This is a genomic window from Rhodovulum strictum, from assembly GCF_009649175.1.
In the GTDB taxonomy this organism is placed as follows: domain Bacteria; phylum Pseudomonadota; class Alphaproteobacteria; order Rhodobacterales; family Rhodobacteraceae; genus Rhodovulum; species Rhodovulum strictum.
The window spans coordinates 1-18088 of sequence record NZ_WJPO01000002.1 but is presented as its reverse complement, the minus strand read 5'-3'; the positions used below and the strand labels follow the sequence as shown (position 1 = coordinate 18088).

Annotated in this window: 21 protein-coding genes; 11 read left to right on the top strand and 10 right to left on the bottom strand. The window is 67.2% G+C overall.

Annotated features, from left to right (window positions below; genetic code table 11):
• The first annotated feature begins 36 nt into the window (after positions 1–36).
• Positions 37–714 (top strand): hypothetical protein, encoded by a 678-nt coding sequence (locus GH815_RS01740; RefSeq protein ID WP_246176267.1) that lies wholly within the window; start codon positions 37–39, stop codon positions 712–714.
• A 103-nt stretch (positions 715–817) separates the two neighbouring features.
• Here GH815_RS01740 and GH815_RS01735 read toward each other — a convergent pair whose 3' ends face one another.
• From GH815_RS01735 to greA, 4 genes are all read right to left on the bottom strand, one after another.
• Positions 818–1147, bottom strand: coding sequence for an AzlD domain-containing protein (locus tag GH815_RS01735; protein ID WP_153747022.1), 330 nt, complete (start codon positions 1145–1147; stop codon positions 818–820).
• A complete protein-coding gene (locus tag GH815_RS01730) occupies positions 1144–1851 on the bottom strand; it encodes an AzlC family ABC transporter permease (protein WP_153747239.1) in 708 nt (235 codons plus the stop codon). Before GH815_RS01730 ends, GH815_RS01735 begins: the two co-directional genes overlap by 4 nt.
• A gap of 82 nt (positions 1852–1933) precedes the next feature.
• Positions 1934–2941 carry a hypothetical protein gene (locus GH815_RS01725; protein ID WP_153747021.1) on the bottom strand — a complete coding sequence of 336 codons (1008 nt, stop codon included), beginning with the start codon at positions 2939–2941 and terminating at the stop codon, positions 1934–1936.
• 18 nt (positions 2942–2959) lie between these two features.
• On the bottom strand, positions 2960–3430 hold the full coding sequence (greA, locus tag GH815_RS01720; RefSeq protein WP_170290273.1) for a transcription elongation factor GreA: 471 nt from the start codon (positions 3428–3430) through the stop codon (positions 2960–2962).
• Positions 3431–3673: 243 nt separating this feature from the next.
• Here greA and GH815_RS01715 point away from each other — a divergent pair, with 243 nt between their 5' ends.
• The 3 genes from GH815_RS01715 to GH815_RS01705 all read left to right on the top strand — a co-directional run bounded on the left by GH815_RS01715 (position 3674) and on the right by GH815_RS01705 (position 7981).
• Positions 3674–5323, top strand: coding sequence for an electron transfer flavoprotein-ubiquinone oxidoreductase (locus tag GH815_RS01715; RefSeq protein WP_153747020.1), 1650 nt, complete (start codon positions 3674–3676; stop codon positions 5321–5323).
• Positions 5324–5427: 104 nt separating this feature from the next.
• Positions 5428–7137 (top strand): tetratricopeptide repeat protein, encoded by a 1710-nt coding sequence (locus tag GH815_RS01710; RefSeq protein ID WP_246176266.1) that lies wholly within the window; start codon positions 5428–5430, stop codon positions 7135–7137.
• Complete coding sequence (locus GH815_RS01705) at positions 7127–7981, top strand: 4-(cytidine 5'-diphospho)-2-C-methyl-D-erythritol kinase (protein ID WP_153747019.1); 855 nt, start codon at positions 7127–7129, stop codon at positions 7979–7981. Before GH815_RS01710 ends, GH815_RS01705 begins: the two co-directional genes overlap by 11 nt.
• Here GH815_RS01705 and GH815_RS01700 read toward each other — a convergent pair.
• Positions 7978–8979, bottom strand: a complete 1002-nt coding sequence (locus tag GH815_RS01700) for a polyprenyl synthetase family protein (protein ID WP_153747018.1) — start codon at positions 8977–8979, stop codon at positions 7978–7980. The genes GH815_RS01705 and GH815_RS01700 overlap by 4 nt on opposite strands.
• A 56-nt stretch (positions 8980–9035) precedes the next feature.
• Between GH815_RS01700 and GH815_RS01695 the strand changes: the two genes are divergently transcribed.
• The 3 genes from GH815_RS01695 to GH815_RS01685 all read left to right on the top strand — a co-directional run bounded on the left by GH815_RS01695 (position 9036) and on the right by GH815_RS01685 (position 10286).
• Positions 9036–9257, top strand: coding sequence for a putative signal transducing protein (locus tag GH815_RS01695; protein ID WP_153747017.1), 222 nt, complete (start codon positions 9036–9038; stop codon positions 9255–9257).
• Complete coding sequence (locus GH815_RS01690) at positions 9254–10015, top strand: tRNA1(Val) (adenine(37)-N6)-methyltransferase (RefSeq protein WP_153747016.1); 762 nt, start codon at positions 9254–9256, stop codon at positions 10013–10015. The genes GH815_RS01695 and GH815_RS01690 overlap by 4 nt, the downstream gene beginning before the upstream one ends.
• A gap of 103 nt (positions 10016–10118) precedes the next feature.
• Entirely contained in the window at positions 10119–10286 is a 168-nt protein-coding gene (locus GH815_RS01685; RefSeq protein WP_153747015.1) for a YdcH family protein, read from the top strand.
• Here the strand turns inward: GH815_RS01685 and yddG are convergent.
• The 4 genes from yddG to GH815_RS01665 form a co-directional block, all read right to left on the bottom strand.
• Positions 10277–11149, bottom strand: coding sequence for an aromatic amino acid exporter YddG (gene yddG, locus GH815_RS01680; protein ID WP_153747014.1), 873 nt, complete (start codon positions 11147–11149; stop codon positions 10277–10279). The genes GH815_RS01685 and yddG overlap by 10 nt on opposite strands.
• Before the next feature lie 161 nt (positions 11150–11310).
• Positions 11311–12033 (bottom strand): acetoacetyl-CoA reductase, encoded by a 723-nt coding sequence (gene phbB / locus GH815_RS01675; protein ID WP_153747013.1) that lies wholly within the window; start codon positions 12031–12033, stop codon positions 11311–11313.
• Between the two features lie 96 nt (positions 12034–12129).
• Positions 12130–13305 (bottom strand): acetyl-CoA C-acetyltransferase, encoded by a 1176-nt coding sequence (locus GH815_RS01670; protein ID WP_153747012.1) that lies wholly within the window; start codon positions 13303–13305, stop codon positions 12130–12132.
• A gap of 137 nt (positions 13306–13442) precedes the next feature.
• Complete coding sequence (locus tag GH815_RS01665; protein ID WP_153747011.1) at positions 13443–14282, bottom strand: EAL domain-containing protein; 840 nt, start codon at positions 14280–14282, stop codon at positions 13443–13445.
• Positions 14283–14414: 132 nt separating this feature from the next.
• Here GH815_RS01665 and GH815_RS01660 point away from each other — a divergent pair, with 132 nt between their 5' ends.
• The 3 genes from GH815_RS01660 to rplT all read left to right on the top strand — a co-directional run bounded on the left by GH815_RS01660 (position 14415) and on the right by rplT (position 15773).
• Positions 14415–14990 (top strand): DNA-3-methyladenine glycosylase I, encoded by a 576-nt coding sequence (locus GH815_RS01660; RefSeq protein WP_153747010.1) that lies wholly within the window; start codon positions 14415–14417, stop codon positions 14988–14990.
• A gap of 207 nt (positions 14991–15197) precedes the next feature.
• The gene (gene rpmI, locus GH815_RS01655; RefSeq protein WP_153747009.1) at positions 15198–15398 is read left to right on the top strand and encodes a 50S ribosomal protein L35; all 201 of its coding nucleotides are present in this window, start codon (positions 15198–15200) and stop codon (positions 15396–15398) included.
• 12 nt (positions 15399–15410) lie between these two features.
• Positions 15411–15773, top strand: coding sequence for a 50S ribosomal protein L20 (rplT, locus tag GH815_RS01650; RefSeq protein ID WP_132695107.1), 363 nt, complete (start codon positions 15411–15413; stop codon positions 15771–15773).
• A 72-nt stretch (positions 15774–15845) separates the two neighbouring features.
• Here the strand turns inward: rplT and GH815_RS01645 are convergent, their stop codons facing one another.
• Positions 15846–16466, bottom strand: a complete 621-nt coding sequence (locus GH815_RS01645) for a nitrogen fixation protein NifQ (RefSeq protein WP_153747008.1) — start codon at positions 16464–16466, stop codon at positions 15846–15848.
• A 278-nt stretch (positions 16467–16744) separates the two neighbouring features.
• Here GH815_RS01645 and pheS point away from each other — a divergent pair, with 278 nt between their 5' ends.
• Positions 16745–17818: a phenylalanine--tRNA ligase subunit alpha gene (pheS, locus tag GH815_RS01640; RefSeq protein ID WP_153747007.1), complete on the top strand. Its 1074-nt coding sequence runs from the start codon at positions 16745–16747 to the stop codon at positions 17816–17818.
• The last annotated feature ends 270 nt before the right edge of the window (positions 17819–18088 follow it).

Genomic DNA, 18088 nt, shown 5'->3' with positions numbered 1-18088 from the left:
GCCGCCCGGGGCAGGAAAACGGGACAAGGCGCGCAGATGATATCGACCAACCCGGTGCCGGTGGGACAGGCGCACCGCCCCTTCGCCGCCACGAAACTCCCCCTCCTCGCTGCCCTGCTCCTGTTCCTGCTGGCCGGTTGCGCCGAACCGGTCTGGGCGCCGGACGAGGATGTGGCCCGCGCCGCCTATCGTCATCCCGGCCCGCCCTCGATCACGCTGTTCACGGTGATCGCCAATCGGTCGGATGCCGGGGCACATTCGGCCCTGATGATCAGCGCCAGCCAGCGGGTGATCTTCGATCCGGCCGGAACCTGGTGGCACCGCACCGTGCCCGAGCGCAACGATGTGCTTTACGGCATCACGCCCACGATGCTGGATTTCTACATCGACTACCACGCGCGCGAGACCTATCGCGTCATCACCCAGACAGTCGAGGTTTCGCCCGAAACCGCCGAACGGGCGCTGCGCGTGGCCGAAGCCTTCGGCGCCGCGCCCAAGGCCATGTGCGGCCGCTCCGTCAGCCAGGTGCTGCGCCAGGTGCCCGGCTTCCAGACCATCCCCGCCACCGTCCGGCCCAGGTCGATCATGGATGCCTTCGCCGCGCTGCCCGGGGTCCGGACCGAAACCATCCGCGACGACGATCCGGACGGGAACAGCGAACTTCTCAAGGCCCAGCATCGCGCCCGCGTTGCCGAACTGGCCGCGGCAGACTGAGCCCGGCGTCCCGCCATCCCCTTCTCCTGGCCAAAAATATCCCGGGGGTCCGGGGGCAGCGCCCCCGGCGGGTCGGCTTGCGCAGCAAGCCGAAACCCGGCGCCTATCCCAGCAGGAACAGCATCCCGTACAGCGTGACCGCCCCCGCCCCGATCGCGGCCAGCACATTCTTCGTGACATGGCCCACCCCCAGCGTGGCAAGCGCGGCCAGCATCCGGGCGGGGTCGGTCTCGCCGCCCGTCGCCTGCGGCCAGACCACCATGGGGGCGACCAGCGCGGGCAGTACCGCGACCGGGGTATAGCGCAGATGCCGCAGCAGCCAGTCGGGCAAGGGCCGTTCGCCGATCATCCCCAGGAACGAGAACCGGATCAGGAAGGTTCCGATCCCCAGCAGAATGATGATCGTCCAGATCTCCAGGCTCGACTGGGTCATTCCCGGTTTCCCATCCGCAATTCCACCTGTGCCCCCACGATCATCGCCACCAGCCCCGCGATCAGCACACCCGCCTGATAGGGCAGGACGGCCAGCGTCAGCGCCACCGCGACCGAGGTTCCGGCCGCAGCCACATGGGCCAGCGTCCGCAGCGCGGGCGCCACCATCGCGAGGAAGGTGATCGGCACCGCGAAGTCCAGCGCGAATTCGGGCGGGATCGCCTGGCCTGCCAGCGCGCCCGCCAGCGTCGCGGCATACCACATCGGGCAGACCGGGGTGATGCTGCCCGCGTAATAGGCCAGCCGCTCGCCCAGGGTCATCTCGGGGCGCGAGTCGTAGCGGGCCTGGGCCAGCGCATAGGTCTGGTCGACCAGGAAATAGGCGGCCAGCGCCCGTTGCCAGAGCGGTGCGCCGCCCAGATGAGGGGTCAGCGCGGCGGAATACATCGCCATGCGCAGGTTCACGGCCAGCGCTGTCACCAGCACCAGCACCGTGGGCGCCTGATCCACCATCAGCTGAACGGCCGTGAATTGCGCCGCGCCCGCGATCACCAGCACCGAAAAGCCCATTACCTCGGCGATGTTCAGCCCTGCCTCGGTGCCGACCACGCCGAACAACAGGCCGAAGGGCAGGATCACCAGAAGGAACGGTGCGCCGTGGCGAAAGCCGGTCCAATAGGCCGATCCGAGGGGCGAGGCGGTCATGGTCATGCTCTGGCTTGGGATTGTCCGGCGGGGGTAAGCCGCCCAATCGCGGGCTGCAACCACAAAGCGGGGGCGAACCCCGCTAGCCGAACATCCCCGTCACCCGGCCCAGCAGCATGAAGGCGCGCGCGGTGCGGGTTTCGGCCAGATCGCTCAGTTCCTGGTCGGTGGCGTCGGGCTCGAACTCGGTCAGGATGCGGTCGAACTGGCGCAGGAAATGATGCGCGACATCGCGAAAGACCGGATCCTGCTTCATCCGCGCCGCGGTCAGCGCAAGGCAGGACCGGTCGCGCACCCCGCCCAGCGCCGAAACGCCCGCGCCGCGCTCGCCCTGGGCGAAACGGCGCCAGATCTCGGGGCGTGCCCGGTCCGGCGTCAGATCGTCCATGTAGATGCCTTCCTGGCTGAGCAGGGTCAGCACATCCTGCGCCGACCGGATCAGCTTGGCGGCCATCCGGTCGTCCAGCGCGCGGCGCAGCGCGCGGAAACCGTCGCGGTCCTCGGTGGTTTCGGGGAAGTTCAGCGCGCGGATGAACTCGCGCTTTTCCAGCGGCGGCTGCAATGTCTCGGCGGTTGCGCCCAGCGCCAGCGAGGGCTGCGCCTCGGGCTGTGGCGGCGGGGCCGGGTGCGGCTCGGCGGCCGCCTCGCGCGCGCGGGTCGAGACGAAGGTCGCGACCACGGTTTCGGTCTTGCGCTGGGCTTCGGCGATTTCCTCGATCCGTCTTTCCAGTGTCGGCCGCAGATCGGTGCCCCCGGCGCGCTGCTGCTGGATCTGGCTCTGACGCAGGGCATCCAGCGCCGCGTTCAGCCGTGCCGAATCCTCGCGCAGGATGCGCGCGCTGCGGATCGTGGCCGCGCCCACCCAGATCAGCGCAAGTGGCGTCACCACCGCCAGAAGCAGCAGAACGATGCCCGACAGGTCGCCCCCCCCGTCCGCCCTCCGCCCGAACGCCAGGACAAGCCCCGCCACGGCCAGCCACAGCACCGACAGCGCCGCGGCAACGATATCCGCCCTGGTCATTCCGGCCTCGCGGCCCGGGCGCGTGAAAAAGCCCATCTCGAACGGCGTACCCTGCTTTTTCCCGGCCATGAAACGGTTCCTGCCCGCTCAGATATAGCGGACCGCGAGCACCTCGTAGCCGCGTTCGCCGCCCGGGGTGCGCACCTCGACGCTGTCGCCTTCCTCCTTGCCGATCAGCGCGCGCGCCAGCGGCGAGTTGATGTTCAACAGCCCCTTCTCGATATCGGCCTCGGCCTCGCCCACGATCTGATAGGTCCGCTCTTCCTCGGTATCCTCGTCGACCAGCGTCACGGTGGCGCCGAACTTGATCGCCCCGGACAGTTTCGAGGGGTCGATCACCTCGGCCCGCGACAACAGCGCCTCAAGCTCCTTGATGCGGCCCTCGACAAAGCTCTGCCGCTCGCGCGCGGCGTGATATTCGGCGTTCTCCGACAGATCGCCATGCTCGCGCGCCTCGGCGATCGCCCGGATGACGGCGGGACGCTCGACGGTCTTGAGCGATTTCAGTTCTTCATCAAGCGCGGTATGGCCCGCGCGGGTCATCGGTATCTTTTCCATGGCCGGGATGTCTTTCGGGAGAAGGTTGCGCAAGACCCAAGCAAATTCGCCCGCTGAATGCAAGCGTGCCGGGCAGGGGGTCGGCAAGGCTTTGCGCGGGTGGGGCAGGACGCTCTGTTGCGCGATGCCGCTGTGCAGCGAAATCTTGTTGCGTTGCGATTGAACTGGTCGGCGGCCTGCGCTAACGGTTTGCGGAATGCTTAACGTGGGGCGGCGCCCGCGCCGTTCGAGAGGGGAAGGTCCATGGCCGAGATCGAACGGGAGTCGATGGAATACGATGTGGTCATCGTGGGGGCGGGGCCTGCGGGTCTGTCCGCTGCGATCCGGCTCAAGGAACTCGATCCCGATCTGTCCGTCGTGGTGCTGGAAAAGGGCTCCGAGGTCGGCGCGCATATCCTGTCGGGCGCGGTGCTGGATCCCACGGGGCTGAACGCGCTGTTCCCCGACTGGAAGGAGCGCGGCGCGCCGGTCCGGGTCGAGGTGAAGGAGGACAATTTCCTCTTTCTCGGCAAGCGGCGCAAGCTGCGCTTTCCCAACTGGCTGATGCCGCCGCTGATGTCGAACCACGGCAATTACATCGTCTCGATGGGCAATGTCTGCCGCTGGCTGGCCGAACAGGCCGAGGGACTGGGCGTCGAGATCTTCCCCGGCATGTCCTGTTCGGAACTGGTCTGGGGCGAGGATGGCCGGGTCGCGGGCGTCGTCGCGGGCGAGTTCGGGCGGCAGGCCGACGGCACGCCGGGGCCGGGCTATGAGCCGGGGATGGAGCTGCGCGGCAAGTATGTCTTCCTCGCCGAAGGCGTGCGCGGCTCGCTGTCGAAGCAGGTGATCGCCAGATACGGCCTGTCCGAGGGGCGCGACCCGCAGAAATATGGCATCGGCATGAAGGAGATCTGGGAGATCGACCCCGCCAAGCACCGCGAGGGCACGGTCACCCATACCATGGGCTGGCCGCTCGATGGCAATGCCGGTGGCGGCTCGTTCATCTACCACGCCGAGAACAACCAGATCTTCATCGGTTTCGTGGTCCACCTGAACTACGAGAACCCGCATCTTTACCCCTATATGGAGTTCCAGCGCTTCAAGCATCATCCGGCGGTCGCCGAGTTGCTGAAGGGCGGCAAGCGCGTGGCCTATGGCGCGCGGGCGATCTCCGAGGGGGGCTATCAGTCCATCCCCAAGGCCGCCTTCCCCGGCGGCGTGCTGCTGGGCTGTTCGGCGGGGCTGGTCAACGTGCCGCGGATCAAGGGCAACCACAACGCCATGATGTCGGGGATCGAGGCCGCGACGGCCGCGGTCGCGGCGATCCGTGCGGGGCGCCAAGGCGATACGCTTGAGGATTACGACACCGCGCTGCATTCGGGCGCCATCGCCAAGGATCTCAAGCGGGTGCGCAACGTCAAGCCGCTCTGGTCGCATTATGGCAACCTGATGGCGACCGCGCTGGGCGGGTTCGACATGTGGATGGCGAACCTGACCGGCTGGAACCCGCTGGGTACGCTGCACCATGAAAAGACCGACGCCGCCCATACCGGCAAGGCCAAGGATCACGCGAAGATCGACTACCCCAAGCCGGATGGCGTGCTCAGCTTTGACCGGCTGACCAATGTGGCGTTTTCCTTCACCAATCACGAGGAAAGCCAGCCCAGCCACCTGCGGCTGACGGATCCGGCCCTGCCGATCCGGGTGAACCTGCCCGAATTCGCGGAACCGGCGCAGCGCTATTGCCCGGCAGGCGTCTACGAGGTGGTCGAGAAGGACGGCAGCAAGCAATTCGTCGTCAATTTCCAGAACTGCGTCCATTGCAAGACCTGCGACATCAAGGATCCCAGCCAGAACATCACCTGGGCGACGCCGCAGGGCGGCGACGGGCCGAACTACCCCAACATGTAACATCCGCGCGACGGCGGCAGGGTTTGCGGGGGCGGCCCGGGGCGGCGGATTGCCTTGTCCGGCGCCGGGCTCTAGGTTGGGAACAGATCAACCGGAGTGTGTCCTTGGCTGCCCGCCTCCCGCGTTTTGCCCTTCTTGCCGCTGCCGGGCTTGCTGCCCTGACGCTGGCCACGCCCCTCCCTGCGCAAGAGGGGCTGGCCGGTCCCTATCTGGCTGCGCGTCAGGCCAGCATGTACAGCGACTATGCCGAGGCGGCGCGCTATTTCGATGCCGCGCTGGCCCGCGATCCGTCGAACCCGTTCCTTCTGGAAAACGCCCTGACCGCCCATGTCGGGCTGGGCGAGATCGACCGCGCGGTGCCGATTGCGCGGCGGCTGGAAAGCGGCGGGCATGTCAGCCAGATCGCCAACCTCGTACTGGTTGCCGAGCAGATGAAGCGCGGCGCATGGGACGAGATGCTGGCCGACATGGAGGCCGGGCGCAGTGCCGCGCCGCTGGTCGATGCGCTGCTGCGCGCCTGGGCGCGGTTCGGCCAGGGCCGCATGGCCGAGGCGGTCGAGGCGTTCGACGCCGCCGCCGCGCAATCCGGGCTCCGGGCGTTCGGGCTGTACCACAAGGCGCTGGCGCTGGCCGCGGCGGGCGATTTCGAGGGCGCCGACCTTATCCTGTCGGGCGAGGCCGAGGGGCCGCTGCGCGCGACCCGGCGCGGCGTGATCGCCCATGCCCAGGTGCTGAGCCAGCTTGAACGCGAGGCCGACGCAATCGAACTGATCGACATGGCCTTCGGCGGCGATGCCGATCCCGGCGTGGGCCGTCTGCGCGCGCATCTGGTCTCGGGCGAACCGCTGCCCTTCGACGTGGTGCGCGACGCGACCGAGGGCGCGGCCGAGGTGTTCTATACCGTCGCGGGCGCGCTGAACGGCGATGCGATGGACAGCTACACGCTGGTCTATTCCCGGCTTGCCGAATACCTGGCCCCCGCCAATACCGATGCGCGCCTGCTGTCCGCCAACCTTCTGGAATCGCAGGAGCGCTACGAGCTTGCCATCGCCGCCTATGCCAGCGTCGCGCGCGACGATCCGGCCTTTTACGCCGCCGAGGTCGGCCGCGCCGAGGCGATGCGCAAGGCGGGCGATATCGACGATGCGATCGGGGTGCTACAGGCGCTGGCGGCCGAGTTTCCCGACATCGCCATCGTCCATGTGACGCTGGGCGACACCTTCCGCAGCCAGGAGCGGTACGAGGAAGCCCGGCAAGCGTATGATGCGGCCATCGCGCTGTTCGACGAGCCCGCCCGCGGCCAGTGGATCGTCTATTACGTCCGCGGCATCACGCATGAGCGGATGGACATATGGGACAAGGCCGAGGCCGATTTCCTTCAGGCCCTCGAACTGGAACCCGACCAGCCGCAGGTGCTGAACTATCTGGGTTATTCCTGGGTCGAGATGAAGACCAATCTCGACGAAGCCTTGGACATGATCGAACGCGCCGTCGCCGCGCGGCCCGATGACGGCTATATCACCGACAGCCTGGGCTGGGTGCTGTACCGGCTTGGCCGCTATGACGAGGCGGTGCCGCATATGGAACGCGCGGCCGAGTTGATGCCGGTCGATCCCATCGTCAACGACCATCTGGGCGATGTCTACTGGGCCGTCGGGCGGCGCAACGAGGCGCGGTTCCAGTGGCACCGGGCGCTGTCCTTCGACCCCGAGGAGGACGAGGCCAACCGTATCCGCCGCAAGCTGGAAATCGGGCTGGACAAGGTGCTCAAGGAAGAGGGGGCGCCGCCGCTCCATCCGGGCAATGACGGTTGAGGCTTTCGCCCCCGCCAAGATCAACCTGACCCTGCATGTCACTGGACAGCGGGCGGATGGCTATCACCTGCTCGACAGCCTTGTGGTCTTTGCCGATTGCGGTGACCGGCTGACACTGGCGTCGGCCGACGATCTGACGCTGCGCGTCACCGGCCCCCGGGCCGAGGGCGTGCCGACCGACGGGCGCAACCTGGTGCTGAAGGCTGCGGCGCTGTTCGGGCCGGGGCGTGGCGCGGCGATCGCGCTGGACAAGCACCTGCCCGCCGCGGCGGGGATCGGCGGGGGGTCTTCCGATGCGGCGGCGGCGCTGCGCGGTCTGGCGCAGCTTTGGGGCCTAGCCCTGCCCGACGCGCGGGCGGTGCTGTCGCTGGGCGCCGATGTGCCGGTCTGTCTTGCGCCCCGGCCGCTGCGCATGCGCGGTGTCGGCGAGGACATCACCGAGGGGCCGCGCCTGCCCGCGATGGGGTTGGTGCTGGTCAATCCGGGCGTCGAGGTGCCCACGCCCGCCGTGTTCAAGGCGCTGGACCGCAAGGACAATCCGGCGATGCCGCATCCGCCGGGCTGGGCAAGTGCCGCGACCATGGCGCATTGGCTCGGAACCCAGCGCAACGACCTCGAGGCGCCCGCCATGGCGCTGGCCCCGGTGATCGGCACGGTGATCGGGGCGATTGCCGCGACGCAAGGTTGCCTGCTGGCCCGGATGTCGGGCTCGGGCGCCACCTGTTTCGGTATCTATGAAAGCCGTACCGAAGCCGAGGCTGCCGCCACCGCCCTCAGCGTGGCGAACCCGGGATGGTGGGTGGCCGCGGCGGAGCCCTTCACGCTGAAACCCGCACGGGCCTAGCTGATCCGGGCAACGACGTAATCGGCCAGATCGCTCAGCATGTCGCGGATCTCGTGATCGGGCAGGCAGGCCAGGGCCTCTTTCGCCCGTGCCGACCAGGCCAGAGCCTCGATCCGCGTCGCCTCGATGGCGCCGCGCTTGTGCATCAGCTCCAGCGCATGGTCCAGATCGCCCTCGCGCTGATCGCCCTTGGCGATGGTCCGCTTCCAGAACGCGCGTTCCTCGTCATCGGCCGCCGCGATCGCCTTGATGATCGGCAGCGTCAGCTTGCGTTCGCGGAAATCGTCGCCGATGTTCTTGCCGGTCGCCTTGGCATCGCCCGCCACGTCCAGCAGGTCGTCGACGATCTGAAAGCCCACCCCCAGCGCATCGCCATAGGTGTAAAGCGCACGAACCTGATCGTCGGGCATGCCGGCGATCACGCCGCCCACCTCGGTCGCGGCCGCGAACAGCGCGGCGGTCTTGCCGCGGATGACCTTGAGATAGATGTCCTCGGTGGTGCCCAGATCGCGCGCCGCGGTCAGTTGCAGCACCTCGCCCTCGGCGATCACGGCGGCGGCATTCGCCAGGATGTCCAGCACCTGAAGATTGCCGGGCGCCACCATCAACTGGAAGGACCGCGCAAACAGGTAGTCGCCGACCAGAACGCTGGACTTGTTGTCCCACAACAGGTTCGCCGTCGGCCGCCCGCGGCGCTGGCCGCTTTCGTCCACCACATCGTCATGCAGCAGCGTGGCGGTATGGATGAACTCGACCGTCGCGGCCAGATAGACGTGATAGGGCCCGTCATAGCCGCACATCCGCGCCGCCGCGATGGTCAGCATCGGCCGCAGCCGCTTGCCGCCCGCGCCCACGATATGGGCCGCCACCTCGTCGATGCGCGGGGCGTATTCCGACCGCATCCGCTCGCGGATCAGCCGGTCGACCGCGGCCATCTCGTCGCTCAGCAAGGCGGCAAGACGTTCATGCGGTTTGGTGATTGCGTCGTCCAAGCCCATCACGGCCTCGTCAGGATTTCTCGACAAGCGGGGCGCTCTGCCCTTAAGTCGCTGTCATGAAGGAACTCATCCGCACCAACGACCCGACGGTCATCGCCTTTGTCTCGGCGCTTCTACAGGGCGAGGAGATAGACTGCTTTCAGATGGATGTCCACATGAGCGTACTTGAAGGTTCGATAGGCGTTTTGCCGCGCCGGATCATGGTGGCGGACCGCGATCTGTTCATGGCCCGGGCCGTCCTGCGCGACAACGGGATCGAGCTTCCCGAAGACGGATGAGCGCGGTGGAGGGGCTGACGCAGGACGCCTTTCTTGGCGGAAGGCTGGCGATCCGCCAGCCCGAACGGGGCTATCGCGCCGGGATCGACCCGGTTCTGCTGGCCGCCGCGGTGCCTGCCGCGGCGGGGCAGTCGGTGCTGGAACTGGGCTGCGGGGTGGGGGTGGCCAGCCTCTGCCTGGGTGCGCGGGTGCCGGGGCTGGCGCTGACCGGGGTGGAATTGCAGCCCGCCTATGCCGATCTCGCGCGCGAGAATGCCCGCGCGAATGGCATCGCTCTCGACATCGTGACCGCCGATCTGGCCGCGCTGCCCGCATCCCTGCGCGGGCGCGGTTTCGATCATGTCATCGCCAACCCGCCCTACCACCTGCGCGAGTGCGGCAGCGCCGCCCCCGATCCGGGCCGCGAGACCGCGCTGGGCGAGGCGACGCCGCTGGCGCTGTGGATCGAGACCGCCGCGCGCCGCCTTGCCCCCGGCGGCTGGCTGACCCTGATCCAGCGCGCCGAGCGGCTGCCCGCAGTGCTGGGGGCAATGGATACACGTTTAGGTAGTGTCGAGCTGCTGCCCCTGACAGCCCGCCTCGGCCGCCCCGCCAAGCTGGTCCTCCTGCGCGCGAGAAAGGGGGGCAAGGGCGCCTTCAGGTTGCATAGCCCGTTGATTCTGCACGAAGGTTCCCGTCACGAACGGGATGGTGACAGCTATGTACCGGCCATCTCGGATGTCCTGCGTCGGGGCGCCGCACTTTCCTGGCCCGGCTGACGAAACCCGTTATGCGCGAATCCGTGATTTTCAAGGAGGTGACACGACTCGTTTTTCGTGCTGCACTATGACTGTTCGATGACACCAGAAGAGGAGCCGGACCATGACCCTGAGTTCGCATCTGCAGGAACTCCGCCGCAAGCACCAGGCGCTTTCGGACAAGGTCGAAGAGGCGCAGCGAACGCCCGCCACCGATGGCCTTCACATTGCGGAGCTGAAAAAGCAGAAGCTCAAGCTCAAGGAACAGATCGAACGGCTGTCTCAGCCCTGAGATCGCCGGGCGCTGGCCCTGGCCGCCAGCGCGGCCCCGCCGGTGATGAGCACCGCGGCAGCCAGGATGGTGGGCGTGGGGGCGGCAATCCCTGCGCCAACCAGGACAAGGGTAGACAACAGCGGCGCGGCATAGCTGGCAACCCCCAGCAACTGGATGTCGCCCCGCTTCACCCCGATATCCCAGACATAAAAAGCCAGCCCCACCGGCCCCAGCCCTAGCGCAAGCACGCTGACCCAGCCCGCCGTGCCATCGGGCCAGACGGTCTGCTCCAGCATCAGGTGAAAGGGCAGCGACAGGGCCGATGTCGCCAGGCAGAACACCGCCACGCTGGCCGTGGGGATCGTGCCCAACCGGCGCGACAGCACCGAATAGCCCGCCCAGGTCAGCGCGCAGAGCAGCGCCAGCCCATAGCCCGGCAGCGCCGCGCCATCGAACCCGGCTCCGCCCCGCGCCACGATCAGCGCCGCCCCGGCAAAGGCCGCAACCGCGCCGAACACATGGCCCGCCCGCAACCGCTCGCCGGGCAGAAGCCCCGAGAACAGCACGATCAACAGCGGCCAGAGATAGGAAATCAGCCCCGCCTCGGCCGCCGGTGCCAGCCGCAGCGCGGAAAAGTAGAGCGCGTGAAAGCCGAAAAGCCCCGCGGTACCGAAGGCATAGACCTTCAGCGGCACCTGCGTAAGCTGCCGCGCCTCGCCGCTGGCCGCGACCCAGACCAGCCCGACCGCGCCGCCGATTGCGAAACAGATCGTGTTCAGCTGGAACGGCGGCACCGGCGCCGAGCCCACGGTCAACAGCGCCAGCAAGGCCCAGAGCAGGACGGCAAGGAATCCGATGGTGGTGGCACGGGAACGGGACATGGCGGGTGCTCTATACCGGCCGCGCCGCGCCGCCCAGAGGGTTTCGCGCCCCCCTGTCTTCTTCTTGGCAAAAATACCCATGCGCGCAGCGCGCCCGCGGCACGCGGGCATGAAAAAGGGCGGCCCGGACGGACCGCCCCCGCATTCGCATGGACCCGCGCTCAGACGAAGAACTGCGCGCCGTTGGCCGAGATGGTCGAGCCGTTGACAAAGGTCGCATCGTCCGAGGCCAGGAAGGTCACGCAACGCGCGATTTCCTCGGGCTCGCCCAGCCGACCGGCCGGGATCTGGGCGATGATCGCCTCGCGCACCTTCTCGGGCACCGCCATCACCATTTCGGTCGCGATATAGCCCGGGCAGATCGCGTTCGCGGTGATCCCGAAACGCGCGCCTTCCTGGGCCAGCGACTTGACGATGCCCAGATCGCCCGCCTTGGTCGCGGCATAGTTGACCTGGCCGAACTGGCCCTTCTGCCCGTTGATCGAGGAAATCACGATCACCCGGCCGAACTTGCGATCCCGCATGCCGGGCCAGATCGGGTGGACGGTGTTGAACACGCCGGTCAGGTTGGTGTCGATTACCTCTTTCCACTGTTCGGGCGTCATCTTGTGGAACGGCGCGTCGCGGGTGATGCCCGCATTGGCCACCACCACGTCGATCGGGCCCAGATCGGCCTCGACCTTCTCGACCCCGGCCTTGGACGCCTCGTAATCGGCGGCGTTCCACTTGTAGGTGGGGATGCCGGTTTCCTCGGTGAACTTTTTCGCGGCGTCGTCATTGCCGGCATAGTTTGCGGCCACGCTATAGCCCGCCGCCTTCAGCGCCTTGCTGATCGCCGCGCCGATGCCGCGGCTGCCGCCGGTGACGAGTGCAACTCTTGCCATGATTCCTCCAGAATGGATGCCGTTTGCGTCGGCAACGGTGTTACGCAAGAAAGATCGGGCGCGCAACAATATTGCGCGCCCGTTTTCCCATCGCGATTACGGCCGTTCCAGGCACATCGCCACGCCCATGCCGCCGCCGATGCAGAGGGTCGCAAGGCCCTTCTTCGCGTCGCGGCGCTTCATCTCGAACAGAAGGGTGTTCAGGATGCGCGCGCCCGAGGCGCCGATCGGGTGGCCGATGGCAATGGCGCCGCCGTTCACGTTCACGATTGCCGGATCCCAGCCCATGTCCTTGTTCACCGCGCAGGCCTGGGCGGCAAAGGCTTCGTTCGCCTCGACCAGATCCAGATCGCCGACCTTCCAGCCCGCCTTTTCCAGCGCCTTGCGGCTGGCATGGATCGGTCCCACGCCCATGATCGAGGGATCAAGACCCGCCGTCGCGTAGGAGGCGATGCGCGCAAGCGGTTCCAGCCCGCGGCGTTCGGCTTCGTCGGCCGACATCACCAGAACGCCTGCCGCGCCGTCATTGATGCCCGACGCGTTTGCCGCGGTCACGCTGCCATCCCGGGTGAAGGCGGGGCGCAGCTTCTGCATGCTGTCAAGCGTGGCGCCGTGGCGGATATACTCGTCCGCATCGACGATGGTATCGCCCTTGCGGCCCTTGACCGTCACCGCCACGATCTCGTCGGCGAACTTGCCGGCCTTCTGCGCGGCCTCGGCCTTGTTCTGGCTGGCCAGCGCGAATTCGTCCTGCATGTCGCGGCTGATCTGCCACTGGTTCGCCACGTTCTCGGCGGTCTGGCCCATGTGATAGCCGTTGAAGGCATCCCACAGCCCGTCCCGGATCATCGAATCGATGAAGGACAGATCGCCCATCTTCTGGCCCGCGCGCAGATGGGCGACATGGGGCGAAAGCGTCATGTTTTCCTGCCCGCCGGCGGCGACGATGGCGGCATCGCCAAGCTGGACATGCTGGGCCGCCAGCGCCACCGCGCGCAGGCCCGAGCCGCAGACCTGGTTCAGCGACCAGGCGGCCGATTCGATGGGCAGGCCCGCATTGACATGGGCCTGGCGGGCGGGGTTCTGGCCCTGGCCCGCGGTCAGCACCTGGCCGAGGATGGTCTCGGACACCTCGGCCTTGTCGATGCCGGCGCGCTCGACCAGCGCTTCCAGCATGATGCGGCCAAGCTCGTGGGCGGGCACCGTTGCGAAAGAGCCGTTGAAGCTGCCGACTGGCGTGCGCGCGGCCGAGACGATGACGACGTTGGTCATGGTTGGGTCCTTCTCCCCTGGGTCGATTTTCGCGCGCACTATAGGGGATGCAGATGCAGAAAGGCACCCCCTGTCAGCGACCGGGGATGCCCTTCGAAGGCGGGAAACTGCCGGGATGCCGCGCCGCGGCGCTTGCGTCAGGCGCGCAGCTTCTCGCGGCCCTCGCGCCATGGCGGCACGAGCGAGGGCGCGCCAAAGGCGAAGCCCTGCATGCAGTCGATCCCGGCCGCGGCCAGCCAGGCCGCATCGCGCGCGGTTTCCACGTTCTCGGCGACCGTGAACATGTCGAAATGCTGGCCGATGGCGATCAGCGCTTGGGCCAGAACCTGGTTGTCGGGATTGTCAGCGATGCCGCGGATGAACTGGCCGTCGATCTTGAGGATGTCGAAGTAGAATTCGCGCAGGTAGCGAAACGCCGTGTAGCCCGCGCCGAAATCGTCCAGCGCAAAGGCGATGCCCCTGGCCTGCAATTCGCGCATGAAGACCGAAACGAGGTCGGGCATGACCATGGCCGAGCTTTCGGTAATCTCGAGGATCAGCCGCTCGGCCACCGTCCTGTCGCGGGCAAGGCCCTGTTCCAGAGTGGTCTTCCAGCGCGGATAGCCGATCGAGCGGGCGGACATGTTGATCGCAAGCCGCAGGTCGGGCGCCTCGGCCAGTGCGATCAGCCCCATTTCCAGCGCCAGGCAGTCGATCTTGCGGCCAAGCTCGTTCGTCTCGACGGTCTCGATGAAATCGCGCGCGGGGATGACGCGGCCGGTATGGTCGAGGATGCGGATCAGCCCCTCGTAATAGGCGATCTGGCCGTGTTCGACAGACTGCACCACCGGCTGGAAGGCCAGCAGCACGTCGCGCCGTTCCAGCGCCTTCTGGACCGTTTCCAGAATGTCCTTGTCCCGCTGCGAGATGGCCACGGAAAGCGGGCTGTCCTGCCCCCGTTCCACGATAACGCTGGGATCAATCTTCGCGCTTGGCATGCTGTCTCTCCGCTTCGACGAAGACCAGTTGCGGGCAAAGCCGTTAAGAGCGAATGAATGTTCGTATTTGGTTCCAATTTTTCGTAAACTGGACGGGTCGGGCCAACCTTTTGGCAAGCAACGGAGATTTCGATGGGCGAGCGGTGCGGATGGTGCGGGACGGACCCGCTTTACGTTACGTATCATGACACCGAGTGGGGCGTTCCCGAGCAGGACGGCCGGGCGCTGTTCGAGAAACTGATTCTCGACGGCTTTCAGGCGGGGCTGAGCTGGATCACCATCCTGCGCAAGCGCGCGGCGTTCCGTGCCGCCTTTGCGGGCTTCGAGCCCGGGGTGATGGCGGGCTGGGGCGAGGCCGATATTGCGCGGCTGCTGGCCGATCCCGGCATCGTGCGTCATCGCGGCAAGATCGAGGCCGCGATCGGCAATGCCCGCGCCTGGCTGGCGATCGAGGAACGCGAGGGCTTTGCGCCCTTCCTCTGGCGCCATGTCGATGGGCGGCCGCTTCAGAACAGCTTTGCCGCGCCGGGCGACGTGCCGGCCGAAACGGCGCTGTCGCGGCAGCTTTCACGCGAGCTGCGCGCCGCGGGGTTCCGGTTCTGCGGGCCGACGATCACCTATGCGTTCATGCAGGCGGTGGGCATGGTGAACGATCATCTGGTGACCTGCCCGCGCCATGCGCAGGTGGCGGCGCTGGCCGTGCGGTAACGGGCGGCCCGCTGTGTCGACAAGGGGGGCGCTGCCCCCCGTCCTTCGGACTCCCCCCGGGATATTTTCAGCCAGAAGAAGGGGGAAGCGACGGGGCTTTGTGCTTGCCAGCGGTCCGGCCGGGTCTTATAGGGGCGGCTTCGAGTTGCGCGGCCGGCCGGTGTGGCATGCCGAGTCGCGCCTGAACCGCCCGAAGAGGAGACGGAAATGCCCAAGATGAAGACCAAGTCGAGCGCCAAGAAGCGCTTCAAGGTGACGGCGACGGGCCGCGTGCTTGCCGCCCAGGCCGGCAAGCGGCACGGCATGATCAAGCGGACGACCAAGTTCATCCGCAGCGCCCGCGGGACCTCGACGCTGTCGGCCCCGGACGAGAAGATCGTCAAGACCTACATGCCCTACGACCGCTGAGGAGGCCGACAGATGTCCCGAGTCAAAGGTGGAACGACCACCCACGCCCGTCACAAGAAGGTCATCAAGGCGGCGAAAGGCTATTACGGCCGCCGCGGCAATGCCTATCGCACCGCGACCCAGGCCGTTGACAAGGCCAACCAGTACGCGACCCGCGACCGCAAGCAGCGCAAGCGCAACTTCCGCGCGCTGTGGATCCAGCGGATCAACGCGGCCGTCCGCGCCTGTGACGAGACGCTGACCTATTCGCGTTTCATCAACGGTCTGGCCACCGCCGGGATCGAGGTGGATCGCAAGGTTCTGGCCGATCTTGCCGTGAACGAACCCGAGGCGTTCGGCGCCATCGTGGCCCGGGCCCGCGCCGCGCTGGCCTGATCCATCGCGCAACCGCGTTTCAGCCCCCGTCCGGTCGCATGCCGGGCGGGGGTTTTGCGTTGCGAGGGGCGCTCAGGCGTGGCTGTGGGCGGGCAGGCCGTTTGCAATGCGGGCCAGACGTGCCTCGCCGGTTTCCTCGCCGAAGCAGGTCTCGAAATCGTTGCAGGCGGTGCAGACCGGCGCGGCGCAGAGCACGAAGCCCTCGTCTTCGCAGAGCTTGCGGTAGAAGAACCGCTTCCATTTCATGTTGTCGGTATTCTGGCGGGCAAGCGGCGCGAAATGCCGATCGAGCAGCGCAGTCAGTTCGCCGCGATGGCGCAGGCCCAGATCCTGCCAGAGATGGTCGGGTTCCATCGCGCGGCGGGCGATCATCGCGGCAAGCTGGGTTTCCAGCGGGCGTTCCCCGGTCGCGTGGGCCAGAAGCAGGTCGCGCAGCGAGGTCTGTTCGGTTTCTGCCGCGGGCGGGGGGAGCCGTGCCATGCGGTCGAGCCCTGCCATGCAGCCCGGAAAGACCATTCCCGCCAGCGCCCGCAGCGCGTCCTGATCCAGACCGGCATGGGCGCAGAGCCTGCCTGACGCGCCGCCCTCGGCAATTGCCAGCGCCAGGATCGCGGCCAGTACATGGGTGTCGAACGTATCCCCGCCCGGTGCGGCGCCCCCGATCAGCCAGCGATAAGCCTCGTCTGCGGTCATGCCCGGCTCCTTTCGTGCAAGAGGCGGAGGCGGCGCCCACCGGCCTGGACGGACAACCCGCGTCCACCGCTTGCCCCCTGATGGTCGCCGTGCTGGCCCTGCGGTCAACGCTGCGCCGGTGCTGCGCTGCGCCGATCCGCCCCGGCGCCCGGTTTTTCGGCAGATGCGCCCGCCGGTGCCGCCCTGACCGGCAATCCCTGCCCGACTGCCGCACGCATTTGCAATCGCTGGCCCCTGTGCTATCGACGCCGCCGAATGCCAGCGAAGGGGCCCCGGGAATGGACGATCTCAGGCAGAAATATCTCGACGCGATTGCCGGTGCGGGTGACGAGGCGGCGATCGAGGATGTGCGGGTTCAGGCGCTTGGCAAGAAGGGCGAGATCAGCCTGAAGATGCGCGAGCTGGGCCAGATGTCGGCCGAGGAACGGCAGGCGATGGGGCCGAAGCTGAACGCGCTGAAGGACGAGATCACCTCGGCCCTGTCTGCGCGCAAGGCGTCGCTGGCCGATGCCGCGCTCGAGGAACGGCTGGCGGCCGAATGGCTGGACGTGACGCTGCCCGGCCGCCCGCGCCCGCGCGGCACGATCCATCCCGTCAGCCAGGTGACCGAGGAAATCACCGCGATCTTTGCCGATATGGGCTTTGCCGTGGCCGAGGGGCCGCAGATCGAAAGCGACTGGTACAATTTCGACGCGCTGAACATCCCGCCCGAACACCCCGCGCGGCAGGAGCATGACACGTTCTTCATGGCGCGCGCCGCCGGAGACAATCGCCCGCCGCATGTGCTGCGCACGCATACCAGCCCGGTGCAGATCCGCGCGATGCAGGGCACCGGCGCGCCGATCCGGGTGATCGCGCCGGGCCGCGTCTATCGCTGCGACTATGACCAGACCCATACGCCGATGTTCCACCAGGTCGAGGGGCTGGCCATCGACCGCGACATTTCCATGGCGAACCTGAAATGGGTGCTGGAGGAATTCTGCCGCGCCTTCTTCGAGGTCGAAGGCGTGGAACTGCGCTTCCGCGCCTCGCATTTCCCGTTCACCGAGCCGTCGGCCGAGGTCGATATCCGCTGTTCCTGGGAGGGCGGCACGCTGAAGATCGGCGAGGGCAATGACTGGATGGAGATCCTCGGGTCCGGCATGGTGCATCCCAAGGTTCTGGCCGCGGGCGGGATCGACCCGGATGAGTGGCAGGGCTTTGCCTTTGGCATGGGCATCGACCGTCTGGCCATGCTGAAATACGGCATCCCCGACCTGCGGGCGTTCTTCGATTCCGATCTGCGCTGGCTGAGGCATTACGGGTTCAGCGCGCTGGACATGCCGACGCTGCATGGGGGGTTGAGTAGGTGAGACGGGACCATCGACTCCAAGAGGAGATTCTTAATCGGATAGAAGCCCATGACTACCCGTTGATGCGTTTTGAAAGCTTTTGGAATGACGCAGAAGGGTTCGAGGATATTAAAACGCCAGGCTGGACTCCGGATGAGGCTTACAATATCCGGCTGCTGATAAGGGACGGCCTACTCTTCAAAGAGCATCTGAGCCCGCGATATTCACCGGCCGGCTGACATTGGAGCCAAGGTGCTGCTTTCGGGCGGGTCGAGGGCGTCCTGAGGGCCC

What these genes read in the sequence shown, in the direction of transcription:
- GH815_RS01740 (WP_246176267.1), top strand. Translation starts at nt 37, where the DNA reads ATGATATCGACCAACCCGGTGCCGGTGGGACAGGCGCACCGCCCCTTC.
- GH815_RS01735 (WP_153747022.1), bottom strand. Translation starts at nt 1,147, where the DNA reads ATGACCCAGTCGAGCCTGGAGATCTGGACGATCATCATTCTGCTGGGG.
- GH815_RS01730 (WP_153747239.1), bottom strand. Translation starts at nt 1,851, where the DNA reads ATGACCGCCTCGCCCCTCGGATCGGCCTATTGGACCGGCTTTCGCCAC.
- GH815_RS01725 (WP_153747021.1), bottom strand. Translation starts at nt 2,941, where the DNA reads ATGGCCGGGAAAAAGCAGGGTACGCCGTTCGAGATGGGCTTTTTCACG.
- greA (WP_170290273.1), bottom strand. Translation starts at nt 3,430, where the DNA reads ATGGAAAAGATACCGATGACCCGCGCGGGCCATACCGCGCTTGATGAA.
- GH815_RS01715 (WP_153747020.1), top strand. Translation starts at nt 3,674, where the DNA reads ATGGCCGAGATCGAACGGGAGTCGATGGAATACGATGTGGTCATCGTG.
- GH815_RS01705 (WP_153747019.1), top strand. Translation starts at nt 7,127, where the DNA reads ATGACGGTTGAGGCTTTCGCCCCCGCCAAGATCAACCTGACCCTGCAT.
- GH815_RS01700 (WP_153747018.1), bottom strand. Translation starts at nt 8,979, where the DNA reads ATGGGCTTGGACGACGCAATCACCAAACCGCATGAACGTCTTGCCGCC.
- GH815_RS01695 (WP_153747017.1), top strand. Translation starts at nt 9,036, where the DNA reads ATGAAGGAACTCATCCGCACCAACGACCCGACGGTCATCGCCTTTGTC.
- GH815_RS01690 (WP_153747016.1), top strand. Translation starts at nt 9,254, where the DNA reads ATGAGCGCGGTGGAGGGGCTGACGCAGGACGCCTTTCTTGGCGGAAGG.
- GH815_RS01685 (WP_153747015.1), top strand. Translation starts at nt 10,119, where the DNA reads ATGACCCTGAGTTCGCATCTGCAGGAACTCCGCCGCAAGCACCAGGCG.
- yddG (WP_153747014.1), bottom strand. Translation starts at nt 11,149, where the DNA reads ATGTCCCGTTCCCGTGCCACCACCATCGGATTCCTTGCCGTCCTGCTC.
- phbB (WP_153747013.1), bottom strand. Translation starts at nt 12,033, where the DNA reads ATGGCAAGAGTTGCACTCGTCACCGGCGGCAGCCGCGGCATCGGCGCG.
- GH815_RS01670 (WP_153747012.1), bottom strand. Translation starts at nt 13,305, where the DNA reads ATGACCAACGTCGTCATCGTCTCGGCCGCGCGCACGCCAGTCGGCAGC.
- GH815_RS01665 (WP_153747011.1), bottom strand. Translation starts at nt 14,282, where the DNA reads ATGCCAAGCGCGAAGATTGATCCCAGCGTTATCGTGGAACGGGGGCAG.
- GH815_RS01660 (WP_153747010.1), top strand. Translation starts at nt 14,415, where the DNA reads ATGGGCGAGCGGTGCGGATGGTGCGGGACGGACCCGCTTTACGTTACG.
- rpmI (WP_153747009.1), top strand. Translation starts at nt 15,198, where the DNA reads ATGCCCAAGATGAAGACCAAGTCGAGCGCCAAGAAGCGCTTCAAGGTG.
- rplT (WP_132695107.1), top strand. Translation starts at nt 15,411, where the DNA reads ATGTCCCGAGTCAAAGGTGGAACGACCACCCACGCCCGTCACAAGAAG.
- GH815_RS01645 (WP_153747008.1), bottom strand. Translation starts at nt 16,466, where the DNA reads ATGACCGCAGACGAGGCTTATCGCTGGCTGATCGGGGGCGCCGCACCG.
- pheS (WP_153747007.1), top strand. Translation starts at nt 16,745, where the DNA reads ATGGACGATCTCAGGCAGAAATATCTCGACGCGATTGCCGGTGCGGGT.